Consider the following 23,755-nt stretch of genomic DNA (forward strand, 5'->3'; position numbering starts at 1 on the left):
TATCTGTATTTCCATATTATAGAATATGAATGATTCGCATTAATCCGAGAATAACGATCAACAAGAGTAATGTGTTCGAACTACTTTTTTTATAATGGAGGAGCTTATGGCGAAAGTAACGGTTTATCATTACGATGCATTCTCGGATACACCTAACCGAGGCAATCCGGCAGGTGTTGTACTCACTGCAGATCATCTAAAATATGACGAGATGCAGCATATAGCACATCAAGTGGGGTTTAATGAAACCGTATTTGTTTTGAAATCGGATAAGGCGGATTTGAAATTAAAGTATTTTACCCCTGGTCATGAAATGAATTTATGCGGTCATGCAACGATGGCTTCATTATATGGCTTGAAAACAAGAGGCTATCTGGAAGGCCGAGAAACGATTGAAATTGAGACAAAAGCGGGTATATTGCCGATTGTATTTCATACAGATCATGAACATCTCACTATCACGATGAAGCAGAAAACACCAGAGTTCATACCTTTTAATGGGGACACTCACAAGCTGGCAGCGTCCATGGGCTTAACAGAAGATTCTTTGGATATGACAATGCCAATTGTTTATGGCAGTACAGGTGCTTGGACCTTATTAGTTCCAATTAAGGATCTGGATAGCTTTAAGCGTATGCAACCTAATAATAATGCGTTTCCGGATATATTAGTGGAGAATCCGAAGTCATCTCTGCATCCTTTTTGCTTAGAAACTTATCATAAAGATGCACTCATGCATGCTAGACATTTCTCATCACCATACTCTGGTACGATTGAAGATCCGGTAACGGGTACAGCTTCGGGGGTTATGGGGGCTTACTACTTAACGTATATAGATCAAGAACAGAATGATATTCAATTCATCGTTGAACAAGGTCAAGAAATCGGCAGGGATGGGAGAGTGTATGTTCACGCTGTAAGGAACCTTGAAATGGATATTTATATTTCGGGCACAGCCGTTTTGATTCAAGAGTTTGAGATAGAGTATTGAAATGGAACATGCGAAGAAAGAAATGAGCTGGTGAGCATATTAAGCCTAGAAAGTTGACCACAGTAAAAGTGGTTCTTTCTAGGCTTGTTCTGTTATATTAGACGTGGCAATCTGAACCCGTTTGTAAGGGTGGATCAAGTTGTAACAAGAAAGGGTAGCGGTATGATTTTTCCTATAAATGAGCATATGATCCAGTCGTTATGTGGTCGAACTTCTTTTAATAAAGGAGCATCCTACGTACGATCTGGCAAAGTAACGATAACAAGTTATAACCCGAGTGAATTCACTTTTCAGGCGCAGGTTGAAACAGAGCAGATGTTTGATGTGCATGTGCACATTGATGATAAGGGAGATATCATGGCCGAATGCTCCTGTTCTTCGTTTTTTTCATTTGATAAACACTGTAAACATACAGCTGCTGCTCTATTATATATATTGCATAATCAGAGGGATTTACCCTCGATTTCTATGCCAGTTGTCAGCCCTGATTCCTTTGGAGAGGAAAACAGTGAGATTGATGTAGACAATCAGCTAGCGAACACGATGTTAGAACTATTTGAACATAAATATGAGCGACCGAGCCGAGCACAGTCTTATTTTGATACGAGACAGTTGCTTGAAGTGGAATTTGTCTGTCGGGTGATTTCTTATGGATTCCGAAAGTATCGGTTTGCAATGGAGATGAAGGTCGGTCCTAAACGCACTTATATCGTTCAGAACATTCGAAAATTTTTAGACCGCATACAGCGTAATGAAAGTTATGCCTTTACTAAACATTTTACTTACGATCCTGAACTTCATAGTTTTCAAAAAGAACATGACGATATAATCCGAAAGCTTATTGAGATATATAGTAGTGAACAATTGGTACAAGAGGCTTCTGGCCCGCTCTCAAGTATGGGTCCTGGCAAGCTTAGCGGCGAACGGATGCTTCTCATCCCTCCCTATATGTGGAGCGAAATGTATTCACTTCTAGTTAACGCACCATCCATTAAGCTGAAGCAGGATGGGGTGGTATATGACGGTTTAGTTATGTCTGATGAGGGTATTCCGCTTCACTTTGAATTTGACCAGACCGATGAAGGTAGCGAAAGTTATCAACTTCGCATTCAAGGATTAGAGCAGATCGTTGTCATGGATGCTTATGAGTTGGTCATCGCGGAAGGAAGGCTGTGGAGGCTTCCATCTGATCAGTGCGCAAGACTCGGTGAAATGAAGCATATGCTTGAGAACTCGGGCAGGAACACAATCGGAATCCGTCCGGAACAGATGGAGCCTTTTATGCAAAAGGTTATCCCCGGGTTAAGAAGGCTTGGAAGTGTCGGTGTCTCCCAGGTTGTCTCTAATAAGATTATACATACACCATTGGCAGCACGACTGTATCTGGATCGGGTGAGAGACAGATTGGTTGCAGGTCTTGAGTTCCAATACGGCGATATGATTATCAATCCACTACAGGAGACGAACGCAGCTCGGGGAGAAGGACGGATTCTAATACGTAACGGCGATCAGGAAAATCGCATTCTGGAGCTTATGGATCAAAGTCGATTTACTCGGACAGAAGGTGGTTACTTTCTGGATGGTGAGGATGATGAGTTTGATTTTCTGTACCATGTTCTACCTCAATTGGAGCAACTCCTAAAGGTATATGCTACATCAGCAGTCAAGGTACGGCTGTATAAAGGGAACATACCTCCTAAAGTTACCGTTAGTATGGATGAACGGACAGAATGGCTGAAGTTTAAATTTGATATGGATGGCATACCGGAAACAGAAATACGTAATATTTTGAAATCACTGGAGGAGAAACGGAAGTATTACAGGCTGCCGAATGGATCTCTCATGCCGCTGGAAAGTTCTGAATTCCAGGAGATCATTTCTTTAATGAACGGAATTGGAATCCATCAAATAGATGTAAACGGTAGTGAAGTTCATTTACCCGCTGTCCGTGGATTGTATTTCTTAGACTCTGATAGATTAGGGAATACAATTAAGCTGGAAAAGTCACTGAGACAACTATTGGAGCATGTTCGTAACCCGGATCACCTTGACTCACCTGTACCGGAAAGTATGGTAGGGATACTTAGAGACTATCAACATTATGGATACCAGTGGATGAAGACGCTCGCTTCATATCGATTTGGCGGTATTCTAGCAGATGATATGGGCCTGGGCAAAACCGTACAGGCCATTGCGTTTATCGTTTCTGTTCTGCCTGAAATCCGAAAACTTAAACGTCCTGCACTTGTTGTTGCTCCAGCATCACTTATGTATAATTGGTTGAATGAGTTTCACAAGTTTGCTCCCGAGGTCCGGGTTGTAATCAATGATGGTTCAAAGGTAGATCGGACACCTACACTGCGTAATACAGAACAAATAGATGTAGTCATTACCTCGTATCCGTTGCTTCGCAGAGATGTTCAGGATTATGCTCGTAAATCCTTTCATACACTCATTTTGGACGAAGCCCAGACCTTTAAGAATCATACGACTCAGACGGCTAAAGCCGTAAAGGCAATTGAATCAAGTTATCGATTTGCTTTGACGGGGACGCCAGTCGAGAACAAACTGGAAGAGATATGGACGATCTTTGATGTTGTATTTCCGGAATTATTCTCAGGACGGACAGCCTTTAAAGAGTTATCTAGGGACATGGTGGCAAAACGTATTCGGCCATTTCTCCTTCGCCGGCTCAAGAGTGATGTGCTGAAAGAGTTACCTGACAAGATTGAGACGATTCAAGCCTCAAATCTGTTTCCCGAACAGAAGAAGCTATATGCTGCATATCTAGCTAAGTTGCAGCATGAAACTTTGAAGCATTTGAACGAGAAGGGATTCCAGAAAAATCGCATCAAAATCCTCGCTGGATTAACGAGGCTTAGACAGCTATGCTGCCATCCTGCCCTGTTCGTGGAGGGCTATGAAGGTAGTTCTGCCAAGTTCGAGCAGTTGATGGAAATAGTTGAAGAGTGCCGAAATGCAGGGAGACGGATGCTAATCTTCTCGCAGTTCACGGAGATGCTTGGACTCATCGGCCGTGCCCTTGGTGATCAGGGTGTGTCTTATTTCTATTTGGATGGTAAGACACCGGCCTCAGAACGGGTAACGCTTAGCAATAGATTTAATGAAGGGGAACGAGAATTATTTCTCATCTCTCTGAAAGCTGGTGGTACCGGTCTGAATTTAACGGGAGCAGATACGGTGATATTATACGATTTGTGGTGGAATCCTGCTGTTGAGCAGCAGGCGGCAGATCGTGCTCACCGAATTGGTCAGAAGAAGGTTGTTCAGGTTATTCGACTTGTTACGCAAGACACTGTAGAAGAGAAAATGTACGAGCTGCAGCAGAAGAAAAAAGATTTGATCGAAGAAATCATCCAGCCTGGTGAAGAAGTTCTTTCAGCACTTACGGAACAAGAGATCCGTGAGATATTGATGATTTAAAGGAGGCGTTAAGAACATGATATCATTCTTACTGACACTGAAACGTCTCTTGAGCGGATTATGGGGAGCATTCAAGCTAAAGAACTTTCAGGTGTTATTTGTATTAATTCTGTTATTGCTATTGTCAGGAACGTTGTTTTATACAAAAGAAGAGGGGCTTTCCGTCATTGATGCATTGTATTTTTGCATTGCTACACTTAGTACGGTAGGACACCCTGATTTTGTACCCCAGACCGATCTGGGTAAAATATTCACGATGATTTATATTGTGGTAGGAAGTGGATTGTTCCTAGGGATGGCTGGGTATATTGCATATGCCATTATTAAGAGCAACCTTAGAGAGGACAATCAGGAGCGGAGAAACCGGTTTAATCGGTAATGAACAATGAAGGGGCTGTCCCAAAAGTAAGGTTCAACTGCTATTGACAACAGTCCAATATGGAAAAAGTGTTTACTTGAAAAATGACGGCGCTTCGGATGTTATTCCGGCGCCGTCATTTTGTGTATTTGAACTATATCAGCCTTCTTGAGCAAATTGTGGGCGAGCCCGTTCATGCGCTTCCTGCTTCTCCGCTTCTAGCATGGTTTGCGTCTAAAAAGTAGAGCATCTGCACAGAGTAGCGGAGGGAACGATTCGTACACGGAGCGTCTTCGAACAGCATAAAGGGCATATCGCAAGAGCTAAGCACTTTTGAGAAAGATATTAGGAAGGCAGCTCAATCCATTGATGAGGAGTTTGTGCTGCTTTCAGACCGTACTCAATGATCGTAATAATAGCAATCGTCTCGGCGGGATCTACTACGGGTTCGCCACTTTCGAAAAACTGAATCATTCGATCAATGAATGAACCAAAAAAATTAGATTCTGGTTTGACGATTTTAGCCTGACCGGATTCATAGTTCAAGGTTAACGTAAAAGGACACTCGGGTCCAAAATGGTTGATTGTCGCTTGACGTCCATTAGAGAACTCAATTAGAAGAGCTGGTGAAAGCTTAGTTCCGATATACATGACCCGTGTGGCTTCGGTACCCATCAGGGAAACAATAGGCTCTATCTGATGAATGGAGTAATTGTTAAACGATCCAGAACCTACACTGCAAATGGTTTCGATACCACTGCGTTCTATTTCTATATATTCCGATGCAAACCTGAGTGCCGAGCTGGAGTAGAGAGGAGTACCGTATTCGCGTGCTAACTCGAACAACTGAGTCGCAGTCTCTCTGTCCGGGGCAAATGTTTTATCGATATAAGTAGGTTTACCGGAGCGGAGCGGAAGCTGGGAAAGTTCTTTATGAAATTCAGGGTTATCAGGAGACAGAACGATTAAATAATCGCTTTCTTGGATAACTTCCTCGATGGTAGAGCGAAGCTCTATCCCCTTATCCTTGCACCACTGCGCATTATTGCGTCCATTGGGTGAGTCGATCATTCCGTAAGCGCTTGTCACTTTCATGTTGCCGCCTGATGCAGTATCAATCCATTCAGGGTATTTTTCTGCGTGCCATTCATCGAGATAATAGTCAATGAAGCCGATTTTTCTCAACATACCTTTACGCTCCTCATTCGCTAGTCAAAAATAATCTCCCGCCGCTGTTCAGATGAATCATAGATGGCCTGGATTATTTTCGCGGTAACAATAACGGTATCAATGTGTGATGGTAGCTTTTTACCGGTGCGGATACAATCCACAAAAGCGTTAATTTCATTATGAAAATGATCGCCAGTGTTAAATTTAGGACTGACTTCCAGCAAGGCGCCATCTTTTGCGCTATACACTTTAAAATCCCCGCCATATTGCAGTCGGATTCCGGCTTTATCCCCTAAAAAATCAATATACATTTCTTCTTCGCCAATATTTTGGGCCCATGCTCCGTTCATTGTTATGCTTGGTCCTTCTGTACGAATCATTGCGGTAACGAAATCTTCTACATCATAAATGCCTTCATCATTTGGAGGTCCTGCCCACATGTTCAAATAGGTATAATCTTTCATGTTCCGTCCAAGTTTCGAGTAGGTCTGAGCGGACACAGTTGTCGGTTTGGGATCTCCTGAGCAGTACATGACGACATCGAGAAAGTGAACACCCCAATCAATCATCACCCCGCCTCCAGAAATGGCTTTCGTAGTGAAAGCGCGTCCAAGACCGGGGATAGAGCGATGGGCTCGAAAGCTGGCATACACGTGGTACAGTTCACCAAGCTCGCCATTCTCGATCAGGTCTTTAATCATGTTGACGGCTTTGTTAAAGCGGTTGACTAAACCAATATTAAGCACCTTGCCCGTTTCGTTTTGAGCCTTTTGCATTTCCAGTGCTTCAACATAGGTTCTGGCGGCTGGTTTTTCACAGAGTACATTTTTACCTGCACGTAAAAAATCGATAGAAACTATCGCATGAGCATCATTTGACGTACAAACAGAGACAGCCTCGATTTCCGGATCACTCAATATGTCATGATAATCTTGCACAGCTACACCACACTTATACTCTTTCACGAAGCGTTCGGCATTTTCCTTGTAAAAATCACAAAAATATTTTATTTCGACGTTTGGATGCTTCAGATAAGCTGGAATATGAGCTGTTTTTGCTATCATCCCACAGCCGATGATAGCTACTTTAATTTTGTTCATGGAGAACCCCCCTGTAAGGTAATCAGTCCCTTCTTTATATTATTACGCAGGAAGAATCATACCTAAATCTATATATTTATTTTGATAGTCCAATCAATCTAACTCATATGATATAGTAAAGTTGAAATTTATGGAAATTGGAGGGCGACAATGACACAGAGATGGCTGGAGTGGGCGAAGGAGATTCAAGCGATCAGTCAGGCAGGTCTTGCCTATTCGAAAGATATTTATGATATTGAAAGATTTGAACAATTACGCGAACTAAGTGTTTCAATATTACATGAATATACTGATATCGAACACACAAAGATCCGTTCCTTATTTGCTAGCGACACCGGTTATCCAACACCAAAAGTGGATATTCGCGGGGTTGTTTTTCAGGATGATAAAATCCTCTTGGTTAGGGAGCGACTCGATGGAGCATGGGCAATTCCTGGTGGATGGGCAGACGTTGGGTTATCAGCGAAAGAAGTCGCTGTCAAGGAGATCAAAGAAGAGTCCGGATATGATGTTCAGCCAGTGAGATTACTGGCAGTATTGGATAAGAAATTTCATAATCATCCACCTGCTTCCCAGCATGTGTATAAAATGTTCATCCAGTGTGAGCTGATCGGCGGAGAAGCAGCGGGGGGGACGGAGACCACTGAGGTTAATTTTTTTACAGAGGATAACTTGCCTCCATTATCACTTGAACGAAATACGAAGGAGCAGGTTCAGCGGATGTTTGAATTCCTTCGGAATCCCGGAGAAGACGTCTGGTACGATTAGTGGCTATGCTACCAAATGGCGGCTTTATTGTGGACAAGAACATGTATCCATAGCGGTTCGATAACGGGCAGGATACTATGAGACAAATTATGAAGCAACTTTTTTTGGCACACATTGTTGCGAAGCTATTTTATGCCCCACCTATACTTAAATACGAAAGGAGGGACTTAGATGGAATGGCTCGAGCGGATGAACCGTGCAATAGATTATATTGAAACGAACCTTACCGAGAATGTTGAACTGAGCGAGGCGGCCCGCTTAGCCTGCTGTTCGTCGTATCAGTTCCAAAGGATGTTCTCGTTTATTACGGACGTGACGTTGTCAGAGTATATTCGGAGAAGACGGCTGACGCTTGCCGCGTTAGAGTTACAGCATGGCGGAGCTGCGAAGGTGATCGATATCGCATTAAAGTACGGCTACGAATCCCCTGTTTCTTTCGCGCGGGCGTTCAATTCGCTGCATGGGATCACGCCGGCTATGGCCCGTCAGGAGGGGATCGCGCTCAAAGCCTACCCTCGTTTATCCTTCCTGATCACAATTAAAGGGGCAGAGGCTATGAATTATCGGATCGAAACGAAGGAAAGCTTTGAAGTGTTCGGCATTGAAGAAGTATTCCCTACAAACGGAGGTGGGGAGTCGGCGCTGACGCCGGCAAAGCTTTGGGAGCAGAGTCATGCGAACGGTGATGTGAAACGGCTTGAAGCACGTGCGAGCAAATTGCCATCGTTCGTCAGTCAGAATCTGCATCCCGTGCATGCGGTATGCAGCTACCGGAAGACTGGAAAGGATACGTTTCCTTACATGCTATGCGTCTTCAAAGACGAAGCTAGTAACATCGAAGGGTACACCTCGGTGACTATTCCAGCTCATACTTGGGTGATCTTTCCCTCGGAGCCGCATCCATGGGATCAGTTTGACGAGACGATCGAAACGCTTTACAAACGTTTTTACACCGAGTGGCTCCCGACTGCAGGTTATGAACAAGTGGACGGGGTAGAGTTCGAAATGTACGGTGCTCAAGATGGCCTCAACTATATTGAACTCTGGTTCGCAATTCGTAAATTGTAATTGGTGTATTGGAGGAAATTGCGAGTTTATCACCCGAAGTAGTGATTATATAAATTTAACCGAGCAAGCCGTCATCGACGACGATCGAATGGGATTATGAAAAAGAAACTCCGAAAACCCGCTATTTTCAAGGGTTTTCGGAGTTTCTTTTTAATGCTTATTAATTACAATCGACACTTTATAATTAACATGTTTGTTTAAATATGTTAAAAACTGGTCTAAATCCTCATTAGATGGGAATCTACATTCCAAAAGGTAACAACCATCACCACTAATTCTGTAGTTGTTCAACACAAATTTTTTTTGTTCTTTTATAAACGAAAGATAAGGCTGATGGGATGTGCTTTTTGTATAAATTGTAATCCAGGCATGTACCCAACAGCCGAGTTCCTTCTGATTCAGTTGGATTGTATACCTTTCAATAATTCCTCTATCTTCTAGTTTTGCGACTCTAGCTGCTGCTGCTGGACCAGTCAAGTGAACCTTTTCACCTAATTCCTTCATCGTAATTCGGCTGTTTATTAAAAGTTCATCTATGATAAGTTTATCCGTGGAATCTAACATTGATCTGTATCCTTTCAAAAATTAAGTTCATTGGTTGGAAGACTTAATTGTCTCTGCTTTTAATGATTATTCATAATATAAACTAACTTTAAATTAAAGAAAAGGAGTTAGAAATTAGTTCAATAACAACGAAATCATATCTTTAAACGGATATTCTTTAATAAATAAAATAAAACGGTCAAAACGCTTTATTTATTCCGTGTATATGCACATTGTGCTTGATATACAATCAATCTTGTAAAAACAATCAAAGGAGAATTTATATAAAATGAATATTCAACAAATCCGAAATGCGACAATCATTGTACAATATGCAGGGAAAAAATTTCTAGTTGATCCAATGCTCGCGGACAAGGGTACGTATGCTCCATTCCTTGCAGGGATCAGAGAAGATGTAAGAAATCCTATCAATGATTTGCCAATGTCGGTTGACGATATTATCAAGGATGTTGATGCCGTTATTTTAACTCATTTGCATCAAGATCATTATGATGATGTAGCAAAAAAAGTACTTCCCAAGAGTATTAAAGTTTTCGTTCAAGATGAAAAAGATGCTGAACAAGTTATCAATGATGGTTTTCAGCAAGTGGAAGTACTCACTGAAAATACACTTTTTGAAGGTATTCAGTTAATTAAAACACAAGGTGAACATGGGAGAGGAGAAGAGTTACTAAATATGATTGGGGAGGTTTGTGGTATTGTCTTCAACCATCCTCATGAAAAGACATTATATGTAGCTGGAGACACCGTTTGGTATGAAGGTATCCAAAATGAAATTGATGCCCACACGCCTGATATTATTGTTGTAAATGCAGGGAACAATGTTTGGCAAAGTCTGGGCTCGCTTATCATGGGAAAAGAAGATGTTTATGAGGTCTTTAAGGCTGCTCCAAAGGCGAAAATTATAGCTGTCCACATGGAAGCTGTTAACCACTGGACTTTATCTCGTGAAGAACTAAAACGCTATGCAGATGAAAAAGGCTTTTCCTCTAGTCTATTAATTCCTGAAGATGGTGAATCGTACACTTTTTAATAATGAATGTGACGTATAAGACACTATCAAGACTTTAAACAAATAATGAGACCCTTAAGGGTCTCATTTTTGATTGAAATGCGATGAAGTTATAAATATTACGGAGACAAGGTGAACAACTATGAACCATACGAACTCTAAATTATGGACGAAAAATTTTATTGTTCTTTCGTCAGTGAATTTTACGATGACATTAATTTTCTTTTTATTAAATGCAACAATCACCCTATATGCAATCAATGAATATCATGCGTCTACCAGCCAAGCTGGTATCATTGCAGGTATCTTTATTATCGGTTCATTATTGGGGCGTTTGTTTATAGGACGGAGTATACACACAAAAAAGGTTTTGATGACCTGGTTGCTATTCTTTATTATCACAACGTTACTATATTTCACTCATTTTAATGTTAGCTTTCTCATATTAAGTCGGTTTTTGAACGGGATCACGGTGGGAGTAGTGACTACTGTTGTAAGTACAAGTGTAGTGCTTAGCCTTCCTGCTTCACGTAAAGGTGAAGGGATCAGTTATTTTGCAATTAGTACGGCTCTTGCTACGGGTATTGGCCCATTTATCGGTATGAAAATGAGTCAAAACGGTAATTTTGATATGATTTTTATTTTCTCTGTTTTGCTGGGGATTATGAATTTAATTATTGCATTATTAATAAAGTTTCCTGCTACTAATATAACGGAGATAAAAATAGAAAAGAGATTGAAAGTCTCTGGCTTTATTGAGCCTAAAGTGATCCCGATAGCAATCATAATGTTTATTATGGCTTTTTGTTTCTCTGGTATCGTTTCATATTTGAATGTTTATGCTTCAGAAATCGGATTAATAGACACAGCAAGTTTCTTCTTTATGGTCTATACAGTGTTTGTATTGATATCAAGACCTTTTACAGGTCGAATCATGGACAAGAAAGGTGCAAACATTATCATATATCCAGCCCTACTAATATTCGGAGCAGGAATGTTTCTCTTAAGCTCAGTTACTACCGGTGTTTCACTGTTAATAGCTGGTGCATTAGTTGCTTTGGGATTTGGAAATATTTCATCGATATCTCAATCTATAGCCATCAGTTTAGCTGAGCCTCACAGAGTTGGCTTAGCAACAGCGACTTTTTTTATATTTTATGATCTTGGGAACGGTTTTGGACCATCTATTATCGGGTTATTGATTCCAGTTACAGGCTATAAAGGTCTATATGTAATATTAGGATTCATTATTCTAGCATCAGTATTTTTGTATCACCAGTTGTATGGAAAGAATGAGCGTAATAATAAAAAACAAATGATTAACTAAACTTCTTCAGAAAATTAGAGCAAGAGCGATGAGAGAAATGATTTGTACCCAGCGTCTAACTATAGAAAAAAGAGCCATCCCGCATGATCTTAGATCTTGTGGGGTGGCTCTATGTCTACTCAGACACTCAAGCTTAATACGGATTTTGTTTAACATTCAGTACTGCGGACAGGAATGTTAACGTCAGTCCCTGTCCCCAACCCTGGATCCGTTTATCGGGTACAGCTTTGTATCCGGCTGAGTCCTTCATGACGGCTGTTCCGGCTGAAACACCAGTAACCGTTCCCTCGTCTGTGATCTTTGAAATAATCCCATGTATAGCTTTCTGCGTATATTTGTTATAAATACGTCCTTTCGTCAGCAGAGCGGCGGCAATTCCAGCTGAACCAGATGTTTCAAGCGGTGATTCCGGATCCGTAGTAATGGTATGCCAAAGCCCGGATTCATCCTGAAGACGGACTAAGCTGCTTAGTTGATCGCGCAAGGAGCCCTCAATAATCATAAATGATGGATGGGTTACGGGGATGAGTTCGAGTGCACGGGCCATAGTCAGGGCAGCCCAAGCGTTTCCTCTTGCCCAGAAGACACCGGACATATGATTTCCAGAAATGTTATCCCAGCCGTGATAGTACAGATTCGTAACAGGATCCTGCAAACAATTCTCATGTCCATGATATTGTCTGAGACCATCTTCGAAATAATCCTCGCGATTCAATAGTACGCCGATCCGAAGAAGGAAGTAACCCGCCATAAACATTGTATCCACCCATGCTTGCTCCGGAAAATTATATGTTTCAGAATTTACAGTATGCTGAAAAACGCCATCTCCAAAGCGTACTGCCTCATGTGTCAGAAACTCAGCCATTTCCTGTGCGGTATTGATGTATTGTTCCTCTTTGTAAACCTCATACAGTGTGAGCAGGGAATGACCGATGGATACACCGTTGACGGACAGCTTGGGAAGACCATCCTCCATATTTTCATCCACCCAGGCTTTCAAGGGTTCGAGATATTCGATGTTTCCCGTTGCTCGATATGCTTCACACACCCCGTAAAAGGCAACTCCACCCGGCCAATCCCAGCTGAAATCCATCTGGAATGTCCGATCGACCACACGCTTAATTAACGCTTGAATATGTTGTTCATCAACAATGAGTACTGGCATATTGAATAACTCCTTTCATAAGTCCATTCACATTGGTTAGAGGGAGGGGCGGAAACGAAGCTAACCTTTTAACCCCGTGGTGCTAATCCCCTCGACGATATATTTTTGAAAAATAAAGAATACGATGACAACCGGCATAAGCGAAAGAGTAGCCATAGCGAACATACCGCCCCAGTTATTGAGGGATTCGCCGTCCAGAAAGAGCTTCAGGGCAAGTGAAACCGGATACTTATCCGGACTGTTCAAATAGATCAGCGGATTAATGAAATCATCCCATCGCCAGTAAAAGGAGAAGATCGAGCAGGTGATGAGCGCTGGACCAATTAATGGTACGACAACCCGATAGAAAATACCGTACTTACTGCAGCCGTCTATCTTGGCGGCTTCGTCCAGTTCCTTCGGAATTGTGCGGATAAACTGCATGATCAGGAAGATAAAGAAGGGAGTCCCGAAGAAATGCGGGATGATCAGCGGTTTGAAAGATGACAGCCATCCGAATTTGGCGAACATAACATACTGCGGCACGATGACAACATCATGTGGCAGCATCATAACGGCCATCATGCAGACAAACCAAAACTTTTGTCCGAAAAACTTAGTCCGTGCGAGTCCGAAGGCGACCAGCGCGGATGAGACGACAGCCCCGATGGTAGAGACGATCACGATGATAAATGAGTTTTTGAAAAAGGTTGAAAAGGTTGTACCTGCAAATCCTCTCCATCCGGAAGCATAATTTGACCATTCCAGACGGCTTGGAATGAGGCTGTAAGCAGTAGAGAAAATTTCATTGTTCGGTTTTAATGAGCTTGCGATCAGCCACAGAATGGGATATGTCATCATAAGGGCGAAGGCGCTGACCAGAATATGATAGATAACCCGTTTGGAGGTAGTCATGGTCATGGCATTAATCTCCCTTCGTCTCATAATGAACCCAGCGGGTAGATGATTTAAAGATGAGTAATGTTAATACGCCGACGATAATGAGCATAATCCAGGCAAGCGCCGAAGCGTATCCCATCTCAAAATGTGAGAAGGCTTTTCGATAAAGGTAAAGGGAATAGAGCAGCGTCTGGTCAAGCGGACCGCCTTCACCCCTTGATATGATGTAAGCTGGTGTGAACGTTAAGAATGCAGAAATCGTCTGTAGTGTTAGGTTGAACAGAATGATAGGGCTTAACATAGGCAATGTGATTTTGAAGAACCGATGTACTGCATTGGCTCCGTCTACGCTGGCTGCCTCATAGTAATCCCTCGGAATGTTCTTCAGGCCGGCAAGGAAGATGATCATGGATGAGCCGAACTGCCATATGGATAAAGCAATCAATGTCCATAACGCTGTGCTTGGGTTTCCGATCCATGAGGTGGATGACTGGATGCCGATAAGTGAGAGAAAGGAATTGATCAGCCCCTTATCTCCGAATATCTGCTGCCACATGATCGATACCGCAACGCTTCCTCCGATCAGGGAAGGAAGATAGAAGGCCGAACGGTAAAGGCCTACGGCGCGTGTTGCTGTATTGAGTATCATTGCAACGAACAAAGCGAATATCAGCCTCAGCGGTACACTGGCTAGTACATAAGTGAATGTAACTTGAAACGACTTGGCTATTTTCTCATCCTCCAGAAACATCCTTTCATAGTTATCAAAGCCCAGCCATCTTGGCGCCTCCATCAAGTTATAATCCGTAAAGGAATAATAAAGTGAAGAAAGAATCGGATAAAGCGTAAAGATGAGAAAGCCTATTACGAAAGGAGCGGTGAATACATAACCGGTAATATGCTCGTTCTCGCGAAGCTTCTTCATGATCGTCAACCCCTAGAATCCAAATTTGCAGTTCCCACAAACGATTGTCCATGGATGTAATCCCATTATAAAAATAGGAGGGTGAGGAGGTAATGAATAAAACCGACCAATTTGTTCAAAAACCAGAGTTGAACCTTTGCAAAAAATAAAAGCCGGAACCCGACCGGGTCCGGCTCATTGATCGTTATATTGATTTCTTATTTCTGGCTTCTAGCAAGAATAGCATTTGCCTCTGATCGGAAATCAACCGCCGCTTGCTCAATGGTGATTTTCTTGAACAAAATTCGCTCGCTAAGATCACGTAGCAGTTTCTCGATCTCTACGGCTCCAATTGGATTCGGAGGATCGCCAATGCTGCTATTTGCCTCGGCCCATGTGACATAGTCGAAAATTTTCGCTTCATTTGTGGAGAGCGTTGGTTTAAGAGCTTCCTTTACTTTGGACGATACAGGCACTCCGCGTTCCCCTTTAATCAACTTGTTGGCTTCAATATCGTTGATAAAGAAGTCAATAAATTTAGCTGCTTCTTCTTTTTGCTTGGAGGATTCGGTCACAGCAAAATACATAGAAGGCTTCAGGAATAACCCTTCTTTGGTCCCGGGACCTGGCATTGGATTCAGCTCAAGTTCACGGTCTGTTACGAGATTTGCCACAGCTAAGAATTGATTAGACCAGCCTGTGCCGGAGATGGAGTTGCCAAGGACAATCTCATCCTCTTCAGCAACACCCTTTTTCTGAGCCTCTTTATCTAAAGATAGGATATAGCCGTTGTCGTACCATTGCTGATAGCGGGTGAAATAATCAATGAACGCTTTGTCATCGGAGTAGCTGATTGTTTTGCCGTCTTCACTGTACATTTTTTGGCCAATGGTTCTGAGATAGTAAGGGAAAAAGACATCATGCCGGTATGCGAAACCGCCAATTTGTAGTCCCTTTTCTTTCGCTTGAGCACCCATTTTATCCATGTCATCCCATGTCCACTCTTTGGATGGAATATCGATACCATTCTTTTTCATGGTTTCTACATCAAATGTTGTCTGTAGTGCGTTAACACCGAGGTTCATGGCTACAAGCTTTCCACCAACTTCACCGCCGCTTAGAGCATTTTCACTAACATCCCCTACATTCAGCACACCATTCTCAGTAAATGGCTTCAGGTCCGCTAACTGGTTACGTCCGGCGTATTGATTCAGATAGGATATATCCATCTGGATGATATCTGGTAATCCTCCAGCTACAGCTTGCGGTGCTAGCTTCTTCCAATAGTCGTCAAACGGTGCGTATTCCGGTTCGATCGTAACGTGAGGATTCTTCTCTGTATACATTTCAATGACTTTCAGTGTGTAGTCATGTCTTGACTGTCCGCCCCACCAAGCGATTCGAAGCTTGACTGGATCCTTCTTATCATTAGTACTGACCGTCGTTGTCTTCGTACTGGTGTCGGCCGGTTTCTCTGCAGTACCACCACCTGAACAGCCTACTAGGCTCGTAATCAAGGAAAAAAGCAGAACTGCGGTTAACGTTTTTTTCATTGCATTTCCTCCCCTTGTATAAATAATTGCGTAATGATACTGCTTACATTTCCAATTATCGATTTTTGCGATCTTAAGGGTAAGGAAAAAAACCGATCTGTTTGTTTAAAAAGCAGTTGTTTTTCGTATATATTCGGAAGGCGTGCAGCCCATTTGTTTTTTAAATACCTGACTGAAATACTGCGGGTTATCTCCAAAGCCAAACATTTCAGCCATCTCAAATATTTTGGTATCGGGATCGGCTGCCATAAGCTTGGAGGCACGTTGAATGCGAACCCGCATGACATAGTTGGAAAATTTCTCGCCGGTTTCCTTTTTGAATAGTTTTCCTAAATAATCCGCGTTCATATAAAGCATCTCATGAGCCACTAAGTTAAGGGATAGCTCGGAATTTCCCAGCTGCTCATCGATGATTTCAATGACTTTTCTGATGATGGCATTGTACTTAATGGAGTTCCTTTCATAGTTGCGTTCGGTTATTTCTTTCACAGCTTCTTCAAGGAATGTATGGATCGATTGCAATGTGTTCATCTCGGCTATTTCTGGTATTTTGGTATATGCATCTTTCATTCGATCTGGATCGGCTATTCGAATCAGAGCAGCATATTGCTGAATAGCGTAAGACTTTGTCATGTCTATGCTGAGCTGAGCTTTTTTTAACCCGTTAATAAATTCCGCTAAAGCTAGTCTGGACTCTTCACGGTGGCCTGAACGTACCGGCATAGCAAGCCGTTCTTCGTCGAATGTAAATTCATTCGAGGACCCCTCGGGCACAAAGGTGTCTTTTCGCGTAATAATGCCACTCTCATCTAGATAAAAGCGATAATTAAGACACTGTAGCGTTTCACGATACAGCTGTCTGGCTCGAATGATGGGCTCAGGGTCGCTGATTGCTATCGTCACGTCCATTTTGTAATAAAGACTGAAGGTTCGTCTGATTTCTTGAACTCGACTTTGGAGCAGTTCGAGATCAGGAAATTCCGTATGGGAGATGAGTAGAAGGACCTGATCTCCGATTGTTGTGCTTAACAGCGTTGTATGGAGCAGGTCCTCTGCGATATTTTTAACGGCGAATTGATGCTCATAATCCGTCTTTCCCTCCAGATGACACAGCAGAAGCCTTACCGGCTGGTCAAGATCGTATTGAAGCAAGGTGCGATACTCTTCAAGGTCTCGCTGACCATACGTTTTATTTGTAACAAATTCCTTAAGTATTTGTTCTTTAACATGTGGAACCACCCTCTCGAAACGTTGCTTCATATCACGGACGAACGAGTCTATCCGTTGCTTCTGTTCCAGCTCCTCGGTTAATTCCTTAAGTGCATCAGTAATTTTGGATTCATCCGTTGGCTTTAGTAAGTAATGCTTGACGCCATACTGCATAGCCCGGTTCGCATATTCAAATTCTCCGAAACCTGATAAAAGAACGAATTTCACGTGTGGGTGGCTTGCATGGGTTTTAGCTACCAGTTCCAGACCATCCAGACCAGGCATTCGTATATCACTGACAACGATGTCTGGTGTGTTTTCGACGATTTTTTCATAGGCTTGAAGCCCGTTTTGTGCGGTTCCGTACAGTTCTGTTTGAACGGCAGGCCAATCGACCATCTGTGATATACCATCTAAAATAATTCGCTCATCGTCCACTAGAAGCACCTTGTACATAGACTAACCCTCCGTTTCTCTAGGTAACATGATCTTGATTCGGGTTCCTTCGCCCGAACTGCTGTCGATTTTAATGCCGTATTGCTCGCCGAAGGCGAATTTTATACGCTCGTCTATGTTTAACAAACCAATACCGTTACCTGCGGTTTGCAGCTCCTCTTTACGCAGCAACTCCAATGTGTTCGGCAACATGCCCGGCCCATCATCCTCGACGATCAGGCAAAAGGCATCTTCCTCGTACTGTGCGTATATGGAGATGGAGCAGGTGCCAACAGAGGGCTCTAAAGCATAATGGACTGCGTTCTCAAGCAGTGGCTGCAGCGTAAGCTTTGGAATTGTTCGAGTGAGCTCTTCTTTATTTATGTCTAGGTTGAACGCTAGACGGTCTTCAAAACGATATTTTTGAATAGTGACATAGTTTTTAACGATTTCGAGCTCTTCTTCAAGGGTCAAGATGGGTTCTTTTAAACTGACGGAATTACGAAGCAGGAAGGCAAGTGCCTGAACCATCTGGGAGATTTGGGTCTGTTTGTTGATTTTTGCAATCCAGTTGATGGATTCCAGGGTGTTGTACAGGAAGTGAGGATTGATTTGAGCCTGAAGCGCCTTAAACTCGGTTTCTTTTATAAGGAGCCGGCTGGAATAGTTTTCAGTAATCAGTACATTGATCCTTTCGATCATGAGCCGGAAGGTTCGGTGCAGCAGACCGAGCTCATCCATCGCAGGCGGCTCTCCGCCTATGGCCAGCACATTGGCCTCAACGAAGTTTCCTTTTTCAGCAAGCTTCATGCGGGCGATCAGGTTTTCAATTGGACGTGTGAGGCCACGAGAGAAGCGGATGCCCCATAATATTGCTACAGCAAAAATGATGATGAAGACTACGATGACAAGCTCTTTAATAAAAACGATCTGTTTGAAGATTTGATTGAAGGGGGTAACGTTTAAATATGTCCAGCCTGTATCAGCTGATCGGTTGAAGGCTATGAAATATGTTTTCCCTTCAATTTCTTTTGTAAAGTAGCCATTTTCAGAGGAGATGGAATTACGAATTCCTGCAGGATCGAAATGAAGTTCGGAAGGGTAGATCACATCTGCTCCGGAGGCGATAATCAGATCTCCCTCATCAGCAACATACTCCTTAGCAATGCGATCCATGTCGACCCGCATAAAGATAGTACCGATATGCTGCAAATCGAACTGCGTACCGGAGTAAGAACGAATTTCACGGGACAAGATGAGGGCCGGATCGAACGCGTCTGGATAAGTCCAACGCTCTGCACCCTTGCCTTCGCCAGCTAGTTTAAGTATCTCATTTCTTTTGTCGGTGTTGATATGAATCACACTTCCAACGTCCTGCTGGGCACCGAAAGAATCCACGATATGTATGGAGAAAAGAGAGGGCTCTGAGCCGACATAGTTTAGTAGACGGTCAACTAGACGCTGGCGTAGAATGAGCCGGTCATAATCAGAATCGCTCTTGGAAATTGAATGAAGCAGGAGTTGAATCTGTGTATCGGTAATGATATTAAAGGATAATTGATCGATCCGTTCCAGTTCTTTCTCTATTGCTGAGGAGGACAAGTGCAGGACTCGAGAAGATTTTAAGTACAGCTGTTCATCATAGACGGAAAAAGCATACTGCTGTACGATCAATGCAAACGTAAAGGTCATAGCCACGATAAAAGCGATAAGGAGGGACAGTTTGTTTTTGATTTTCATATGTTTAAAGTTAACTAGCCATTTATACAAAGCAACCTTCTCCCTGCTGTGTGGGGATTTGTGTGATTATTATGTCATTTCAATGTAAACGCTGTCAATATAAGGATTGAATGTGAATCTCTGCGTTTCATAGACAAGCGGCCGGTGTCCAGAGTCTGTTTTTTTAACAAGGATAACGGAATATTACATTCAACTGCTGGGGGCGAAAAAGCGATAATAGGGTCAGAGGAATGCTTGCGGATAGGATTGTCGCTCTATTTAAGATAGTACACAAAACAAGGGAGGGCGGGAAAATGAATAAGAAGAGGTATGTATTAGTAGGAACCGGTGGACGGGCAGAATTTTTCTACGGTGCAATCGCTTCCGGATTCAGCGAAACATCTGAACTGGTTGCTTTCTGTGATGTAAACCAGACACGTATGGACTATGCGAATAAACTGCTTCAGGAAAAATACAATTATAATGCTGTAAAAACATACCACAATACTGAGTTTGACCGCATGATAGAAATACATCGGCCTGATGCTGTCATTGTAACAAGTGTGGATCGCACGCATCATCTGTATATTATTCGAGCAATGGAGCTTGGTTGTGATGTCGTAACGGAAAAACCGATGACCATAGATGAAGAGAAATGTCAGGCTATATTAGATGCGACCGAACGTACAGGCCGAAATGTCCGGGTGACTTTCAATTACCGCTATGCTCCTCATCATACAAAGATAAGGGAAATGATTGAAGATGGCATTATCGGACAGGTATGTTCGGTTCATTTCGAATGGCTGCTGGATACACAGCATGGTGCGGATTATTTCAGACGCTGGCATCGAGATAAGCGTAACAGCGGCGGTCTGCTTGTGCATAAATCAACCCATCACTTCGATTTAGTGAATTTCTGGATAGGTTCACAACCGATTTCGGTGTTTGCCTATGGAGATCTGCTGTTTTATGGAAAAGAAAACGCTGAGCAGAGAGGAGTAACACATTTCTATGATCGTGCCACGGGGAATCCTCATGCGGAAAAGGATCCGTTTGCTCTCCATCTGGACCAGAATGAACATTTGAAATCCATGTATCTCGATGCGGAGCATGAGGATGGTTATTTAAGGGATCAAAGTGTTTTTAGTGACGGTATTAGCATTGAAGATACGATGGGGGTCATCGTCCAGTACAACAACAAAGCGGTTCTTACGTATTCTCTTAATGCTTACATGCCTTGGGAAGGCTATCGTATTGCTTTTAATGGGACTAAGGGACGTATTGAAGTGGAAGTCATCGAGAATTCCTATGTGAACTCCGGAGGCGAGAAGTCCGATGAAGGTGCATTAAAGGGAAAGACCATAAAGGTGTTTCCAACATTCGCGGCACCATATGAGGTTGAAGTGCAGGAGATGCACGGCGGCCACGGTGGCGGAGATCCAGTACTTCTAAATGATATATTCGGAGTGCCACAAGAGGATCGTTTCAAACGTGCTGCTAACCATTTGGACGGTGCCCGTTCGATATTAACTGGCATCGCTGCAAATCGTTCGATTCGTACGGGGCTTCCCGTTCGTATAGATGATTTAATAAAGTTCCATAACTGAACTTTGGGAGTGTGAGAACGTGTCAAAAGGTGAATGTCAGTGGATTATACCCGATGGCTACATTCCGCCGACGAGCAGCGGCCAGTTGAAAAGTCATGAGTCCATTTGTGTACTGAATCTCAATCAGGAGCAAGTGACTGTAACGGTGAATGTTTATTTTGAAGACAGGGAGCCGCTTCTTGGAATGGAAACGATCGTGCCAGCCCTGCGTACGAAGCATATCCGCACCGCTTCTCTGAATACTGGAGGACAGAGCATTCCTGCAGATGTTCCTTATGCTATGGAAGTGATCGGAAGCGCTCCGATCTACGTGCAGTACAGCCGTCTGGATAGCACTCAAGCTGAAAATGCACTCATGAGCGTGATGGCATTTCCGGTGAAGGGGTAATAACGGAGAACCATTTGTTGTAGAATAGAAATAGATGACACACGAAGAACAGTATTTATATTAGACACCATGCTTAATGAGGCTTGGTGTCTTTTTTCTAGTTAAGGAGGGAGAGAGCGTTGATGGACATGGAAAAGATTTACCTTGTAAGTGATCTGCCGGGCTATACACCTCAGATCGGCCGGTTGTTGTCCATGATGAATTATGCAAGGCATACAACACTGGAAGCAGTTAAAGGTTTGACGATGAACGATTTAGACTATCTACTGGATGCTAATAGCAACTCTATAGGAGGACTGTTGCTTCATATTGCAGCCATAGAGTTTGCGTATCAGGTGGGCACTTTTGAGAAGAGAGAACTGACAGAAGAAGAGTTATCCATATGGGGCCCGGCTCTTCATCTAGGGGAGCAGGGACGTCTGCATATTAAAGGTCATGATCTTTCTTATTACATAACCCGCATGAATGAAGTGAGAACAAGAACATATGAGTTATTTCAAACCGTTGATGATGATTGGCTGACTCCTGAGGTGCAATTCTGGTATAACAAGCAGGCTAACTACTATTTCATGTGGTTTCATGTGTTTGAGGATGAGATAAACCATCGGGGACAGATCAGGATAATCCGTAAGAGAATAGAGTCTTAGAGGAAGGATTTTTAATCTATGTAAAAATGACCATGCTATAATGAAAGGAAAAAAAGTGGGTGAAGACCTTGTCAAATCAAACATCAAAGCGATCATGGCGTGCCGATAAACTCTCACGTCTTGGTTCATCCATCTTTGCAGAGGTCGGAGGTTGGAAAGAGGAAGCTCTTCTTGCAGGTAGACATATAATAGATTTGAGCATTGGCAGCCCAGACCATGGGCCATCTCTGGGTATTCGAGAAATACTTAGCTCGGAAGCACTTAAAGAAGACAACTATACATATCCGGGAACGAGTGGAAGCCAGGGATTTCGCCAGCAATCAGCTGCTTGGATGGAGCATCGATTTGGTGTTCGCGTGAACGCTGAAACTGAGATACTGTCTTTGATGGGATCTCAAGACGGTCTTGCACATCTGGCTCAAGCGATCTGTAACCCTGGAGACGTGGCTATTTTACCAAATCCGGGTTATCCGATCTATGCAGGCTCACTTGCTATTGCTGGGGTAACACCCTGGTATCTTCCCCTAAAGGAGGAACATGGATTTCTGCCGAATCTTGACAGCATTCCAGCAGAGGTTTGGGAAAAGGCGACTTTTATCTTACTCAATTTCCCAGGAAATCCGATTGCGGTTCAAGCAGATCTTCCTTTCTTTGAAAAATTGATTGGTTTGGCTAAAAAATGGGACGTACTTATTGTCCATGATCTTGCTTATTCAGAAATGGGCTTTGACGGCTATCGTCCGATCAGCGTTTTACAAGTTCCGGGAGCTATTGACATTGCTGTAGAATTCCATTCCTTCTCCAAGAGCTTCAACATGGCAGGCTGCCGCATTGGTTTTTTGGTAGGTAACGAAGAAGCGGTAGGCGCACTAAAGGAATTGAAGAACAATATTGATTTTGGCGTATTCAAACCGATTCAGAATGCGGCCATTTATGCGTTGAAGCAGGCCATGCTATCTGTTGATGAGGACCAAGGGGTAGCTTCATTGTATGAGAAAAGACGAAACGTCTTGGTTGAATCGTTAGCGGAAGTTGGATGGGATGTACCCAAACCGAATGCAACGATGTTCCTCTGGGCAAAATTGCCTGAACGTTTCCGGGACACGACAGACATATGGAGCTCAAGACGATTCTCCCGGGAATTACTGCATAAGACAGGTGTTGCAGTTATACCTGGGGATGCTTTTGGTTCTGAGGGTGAAGGATTTGTGCGGATTGCTCTTGTTCAGGAAGAAGAGTTACTGCGTGAGGCTGCTCAGCGGATTGGGACATTTATCGCGGAGCAACCGTAATACTATATGATTTAAGATAGCTATCCTTGAAGCAATGATTCCCTTCTTAATAGAAGGGGATTTTTGTATATATGTTATCCTTGTTAAGAGGATTCAATCTATCAATTCCCGAATCATTCAGATGGAATTATTGATAATTCAGATATCAACGAACT

21 protein-coding genes are annotated in these 23,755 nt (G+C 42.9%); 12 read left to right on the forward strand and 9 right to left on the reverse strand.

What is annotated here, in order from left to right; all coding sequences use genetic code 11:
* Positions 1–106 precede the first annotated feature (106 nt).
* The 4 genes from ACFQV5_RS12115 to ACFQV5_RS12130 all read left to right on the forward strand — a co-directional run bounded on the left by ACFQV5_RS12115 (position 107) and on the right by ACFQV5_RS12130 (position 5,038).
* Positions 107–991 carry a PhzF family phenazine biosynthesis isomerase gene (locus ACFQV5_RS12115; protein ID WP_379247072.1) on the forward strand — a complete coding sequence of 295 codons (885 nt, stop codon included), beginning with the start codon at positions 107–109 and terminating at the stop codon, positions 989–991.
* Positions 992–1,153: 162 nt separating this feature from the next.
* Positions 1,154–4,435: a DEAD/DEAH box helicase gene (locus ACFQV5_RS12120; protein ID WP_379247074.1), complete on the forward strand. Its 3,282-nt coding sequence runs from the start codon at positions 1,154–1,156 to the stop codon at positions 4,433–4,435.
* A 16-nt stretch (positions 4,436–4,451) separates the two neighbouring features.
* Positions 4,452–4,814 (forward strand): potassium channel family protein, encoded by a 363-nt coding sequence (locus ACFQV5_RS12125; RefSeq protein ID WP_379247076.1) that lies wholly within the window; start codon positions 4,452–4,454, stop codon positions 4,812–4,814.
* Between the two features lie 83 nt (positions 4,815–4,897).
* Positions 4,898–5,038, forward strand: a complete 141-nt coding sequence (locus ACFQV5_RS12130) for a hypothetical protein (protein ID WP_379247078.1) — start codon at positions 4,898–4,900, stop codon at positions 5,036–5,038.
* 100 nt (positions 5,039–5,138) lie between these two features.
* On the opposite strand, the gene ACFQV5_RS12135 is transcribed toward ACFQV5_RS12130, so the two are convergent.
* Positions 5,139–5,978, reverse strand: coding sequence for a Gfo/Idh/MocA family oxidoreductase (locus tag ACFQV5_RS12135; protein WP_379247290.1), 840 nt, complete (start codon positions 5,976–5,978; stop codon positions 5,139–5,141).
* A gap of 23 nt (positions 5,979–6,001) precedes the next feature.
* Positions 6,002–7,063 carry a Gfo/Idh/MocA family protein gene (locus ACFQV5_RS12140; RefSeq protein WP_379247080.1) on the reverse strand — a complete coding sequence of 354 codons (1,062 nt, stop codon included), beginning with the start codon at positions 7,061–7,063 and terminating at the stop codon, positions 6,002–6,004.
* Positions 7,064–7,213: 150 nt separating this feature from the next.
* On the opposite strand from ACFQV5_RS12140, the gene ACFQV5_RS12145 reads away from it, so the two are divergent.
* Together ACFQV5_RS12145 and ACFQV5_RS12150 are read left to right on the forward strand one after the other, a co-directional pair.
* Entirely contained in the window at positions 7,214–7,831 is a 618-nt protein-coding gene (locus ACFQV5_RS12145; RefSeq protein ID WP_379247082.1) for an NUDIX hydrolase, read from the forward strand.
* A 171-nt stretch (positions 7,832–8,002) separates the two neighbouring features.
* Positions 8,003–8,899, forward strand: coding sequence for an AraC family transcriptional regulator (locus tag ACFQV5_RS12150; protein WP_379247084.1), 897 nt, complete (start codon positions 8,003–8,005; stop codon positions 8,897–8,899).
* Positions 8,900–9,049: 150 nt separating this feature from the next.
* Here the strand turns inward: ACFQV5_RS12150 and ACFQV5_RS12155 are convergent, their stop codons facing one another.
* Positions 9,050–9,463: an Lrp/AsnC family transcriptional regulator gene (locus ACFQV5_RS12155; RefSeq protein WP_379247086.1), complete on the reverse strand. Its 414-nt coding sequence runs from the start codon at positions 9,461–9,463 to the stop codon at positions 9,050–9,052.
* Between the two features lie 268 nt (positions 9,464–9,731).
* Between ACFQV5_RS12155 and ACFQV5_RS12160 the strand changes: the two genes are divergently transcribed.
* Both ACFQV5_RS12160 and ACFQV5_RS12165 read left to right on the forward strand, forming a co-directional pair.
* A complete protein-coding gene (locus tag ACFQV5_RS12160; protein ID WP_379247088.1) occupies positions 9,732–10,496 on the forward strand; it encodes an MBL fold metallo-hydrolase in 765 nt (254 codons plus the stop codon).
* 121 nt (positions 10,497–10,617) lie between these two features.
* Entirely contained in the window at positions 10,618–11,802 is a 1,185-nt protein-coding gene (locus tag ACFQV5_RS12165) for an MFS transporter (RefSeq protein WP_379247090.1), read from the forward strand.
* Positions 11,803–11,935: 133 nt separating this feature from the next.
* On the opposite strand, the gene ACFQV5_RS12170 is transcribed toward ACFQV5_RS12165, so the two are convergent.
* From ACFQV5_RS12170 to ACFQV5_RS12195, 6 genes are all read right to left on the reverse strand, one after another.
* Positions 11,936–12,967 (reverse strand): glycoside hydrolase family 88/105 protein, encoded by a 1,032-nt coding sequence (locus ACFQV5_RS12170; protein WP_379247092.1) that lies wholly within the window; start codon positions 12,965–12,967, stop codon positions 11,936–11,938.
* A gap of 60 nt (positions 12,968–13,027) precedes the next feature.
* Positions 13,028–13,861, reverse strand: a complete 834-nt coding sequence (locus tag ACFQV5_RS12175; RefSeq protein ID WP_379247292.1) for a carbohydrate ABC transporter permease — start codon at positions 13,859–13,861, stop codon at positions 13,028–13,030.
* 10 nt (positions 13,862–13,871) lie between these two features.
* On the reverse strand, positions 13,872–14,771 hold the full coding sequence (locus ACFQV5_RS12180; protein WP_379247094.1) for a carbohydrate ABC transporter permease: 900 nt from the start codon (positions 14,769–14,771) through the stop codon (positions 13,872–13,874).
* A 197-nt stretch (positions 14,772–14,968) separates the two neighbouring features.
* Positions 14,969–16,303 carry an ABC transporter substrate-binding protein gene (locus tag ACFQV5_RS12185; protein ID WP_379247096.1) on the reverse strand — a complete coding sequence of 445 codons (1,335 nt, stop codon included), beginning with the start codon at positions 16,301–16,303 and terminating at the stop codon, positions 14,969–14,971.
* A 105-nt stretch (positions 16,304–16,408) separates the two neighbouring features.
* Positions 16,409–17,968: a response regulator gene (locus ACFQV5_RS12190; RefSeq protein WP_379247098.1), complete on the reverse strand. Its 1,560-nt coding sequence runs from the start codon at positions 17,966–17,968 to the stop codon at positions 16,409–16,411.
* Between the two features lie 3 nt (positions 17,969–17,971).
* Positions 17,972–19,687, reverse strand: a complete 1,716-nt coding sequence (locus ACFQV5_RS12195) for a cache domain-containing sensor histidine kinase (RefSeq protein ID WP_379247100.1) — start codon at positions 19,685–19,687, stop codon at positions 17,972–17,974.
* Between the two features lie 293 nt (positions 19,688–19,980).
* Between ACFQV5_RS12195 and ACFQV5_RS12200 the strand changes: the two genes are divergently transcribed.
* The 4 genes from ACFQV5_RS12200 (at position 19,981) to ACFQV5_RS12215 (ending at position 23,600) form a co-directional block, all read left to right on the forward strand.
* Entirely contained in the window at positions 19,981–21,273 is a 1,293-nt protein-coding gene (locus ACFQV5_RS12200) for a Gfo/Idh/MocA family protein (RefSeq protein ID WP_379247102.1), read from the forward strand.
* Positions 21,274–21,292: 19 nt separating this feature from the next.
* Entirely contained in the window at positions 21,293–21,661 is a 369-nt protein-coding gene (locus ACFQV5_RS12205) for a sensory rhodopsin transducer (protein ID WP_379247104.1), read from the forward strand.
* A gap of 122 nt (positions 21,662–21,783) precedes the next feature.
* Positions 21,784–22,308, forward strand: a complete 525-nt coding sequence (locus ACFQV5_RS12210; RefSeq protein WP_379247294.1) for a DinB family protein — start codon at positions 21,784–21,786, stop codon at positions 22,306–22,308.
* Positions 22,309–22,367: 59 nt separating this feature from the next.
* Complete coding sequence (locus tag ACFQV5_RS12215) at positions 22,368–23,600, forward strand: aminotransferase class I/II-fold pyridoxal phosphate-dependent enzyme (protein ID WP_379247106.1); 1,233 nt, start codon at positions 22,368–22,370, stop codon at positions 23,598–23,600.
* Positions 23,601–23,755 lie beyond the last annotated feature (155 nt).

The sequence above is a fragment of the Paenibacillus sp. GCM10028914 genome, assembly GCF_042666275.1.
In the GTDB taxonomy this organism is placed as follows: domain Bacteria; phylum Bacillota; class Bacilli; order Paenibacillales; family Paenibacillaceae; genus Paenibacillus_AQ.

Excerpts from the sequence above, each read along its gene's own strand:
- ACFQV5_RS12115 (WP_379247072.1), top strand. The coding sequence starts at position 107 with ATGGCGAAAGTAACGGTTTATCATTACGATGCATTCTCGGATACACCT.
- ACFQV5_RS12120 (WP_379247074.1), top strand. The coding sequence starts at position 1,154 with ATGATTTTTCCTATAAATGAGCATATGATCCAGTCGTTATGTGGTCGA.
- ACFQV5_RS12125 (WP_379247076.1), top strand. The coding sequence starts at position 4,452 with ATGATATCATTCTTACTGACACTGAAACGTCTCTTGAGCGGATTATGG.
- ACFQV5_RS12130 (WP_379247078.1), top strand. The coding sequence starts at position 4,898 with ATGACGGCGCTTCGGATGTTATTCCGGCGCCGTCATTTTGTGTATTTG.
- ACFQV5_RS12140 (WP_379247080.1), bottom strand. The coding sequence starts at position 7,063 with ATGAACAAAATTAAAGTAGCTATCATCGGCTGTGGGATGATAGCAAAA.
- ACFQV5_RS12145 (WP_379247082.1), top strand. The coding sequence starts at position 7,214 with ATGACACAGAGATGGCTGGAGTGGGCGAAGGAGATTCAAGCGATCAGT.
- ACFQV5_RS12150 (WP_379247084.1), top strand. The coding sequence starts at position 8,003 with ATGGAATGGCTCGAGCGGATGAACCGTGCAATAGATTATATTGAAACG.
- ACFQV5_RS12155 (WP_379247086.1), bottom strand. The coding sequence starts at position 9,463 with ATGTTAGATTCCACGGATAAACTTATCATAGATGAACTTTTAATAAAC.
- ACFQV5_RS12160 (WP_379247088.1), top strand. The coding sequence starts at position 9,732 with ATGAATATTCAACAAATCCGAAATGCGACAATCATTGTACAATATGCA.
- ACFQV5_RS12165 (WP_379247090.1), top strand. The coding sequence starts at position 10,618 with ATGAACCATACGAACTCTAAATTATGGACGAAAAATTTTATTGTTCTT.
- ACFQV5_RS12170 (WP_379247092.1), bottom strand. The coding sequence starts at position 12,967 with ATGCCAGTACTCATTGTTGATGAACAACATATTCAAGCGTTAATTAAG.
- ACFQV5_RS12175 (WP_379247292.1), bottom strand. The coding sequence starts at position 13,861 with ATGACTACCTCCAAACGGGTTATCTATCATATTCTGGTCAGCGCCTTC.
- ACFQV5_RS12180 (WP_379247094.1), bottom strand. The coding sequence starts at position 14,771 with ATGAAGAAGCTTCGCGAGAACGAGCATATTACCGGTTATGTATTCACC.
- ACFQV5_RS12185 (WP_379247096.1), bottom strand. The coding sequence starts at position 16,303 with ATGAAAAAAACGTTAACCGCAGTTCTGCTTTTTTCCTTGATTACGAGC.
- ACFQV5_RS12190 (WP_379247098.1), bottom strand. The coding sequence starts at position 17,968 with ATGTACAAGGTGCTTCTAGTGGACGATGAGCGAATTATTTTAGATGGT.
- ACFQV5_RS12195 (WP_379247100.1), bottom strand. The coding sequence starts at position 19,687 with ATGAAAATCAAAAACAAACTGTCCCTCCTTATCGCTTTTATCGTGGCT.
- ACFQV5_RS12200 (WP_379247102.1), top strand. The coding sequence starts at position 19,981 with ATGAATAAGAAGAGGTATGTATTAGTAGGAACCGGTGGACGGGCAGAA.
- ACFQV5_RS12210 (WP_379247294.1), top strand. The coding sequence starts at position 21,784 with ATGGACATGGAAAAGATTTACCTTGTAAGTGATCTGCCGGGCTATACA.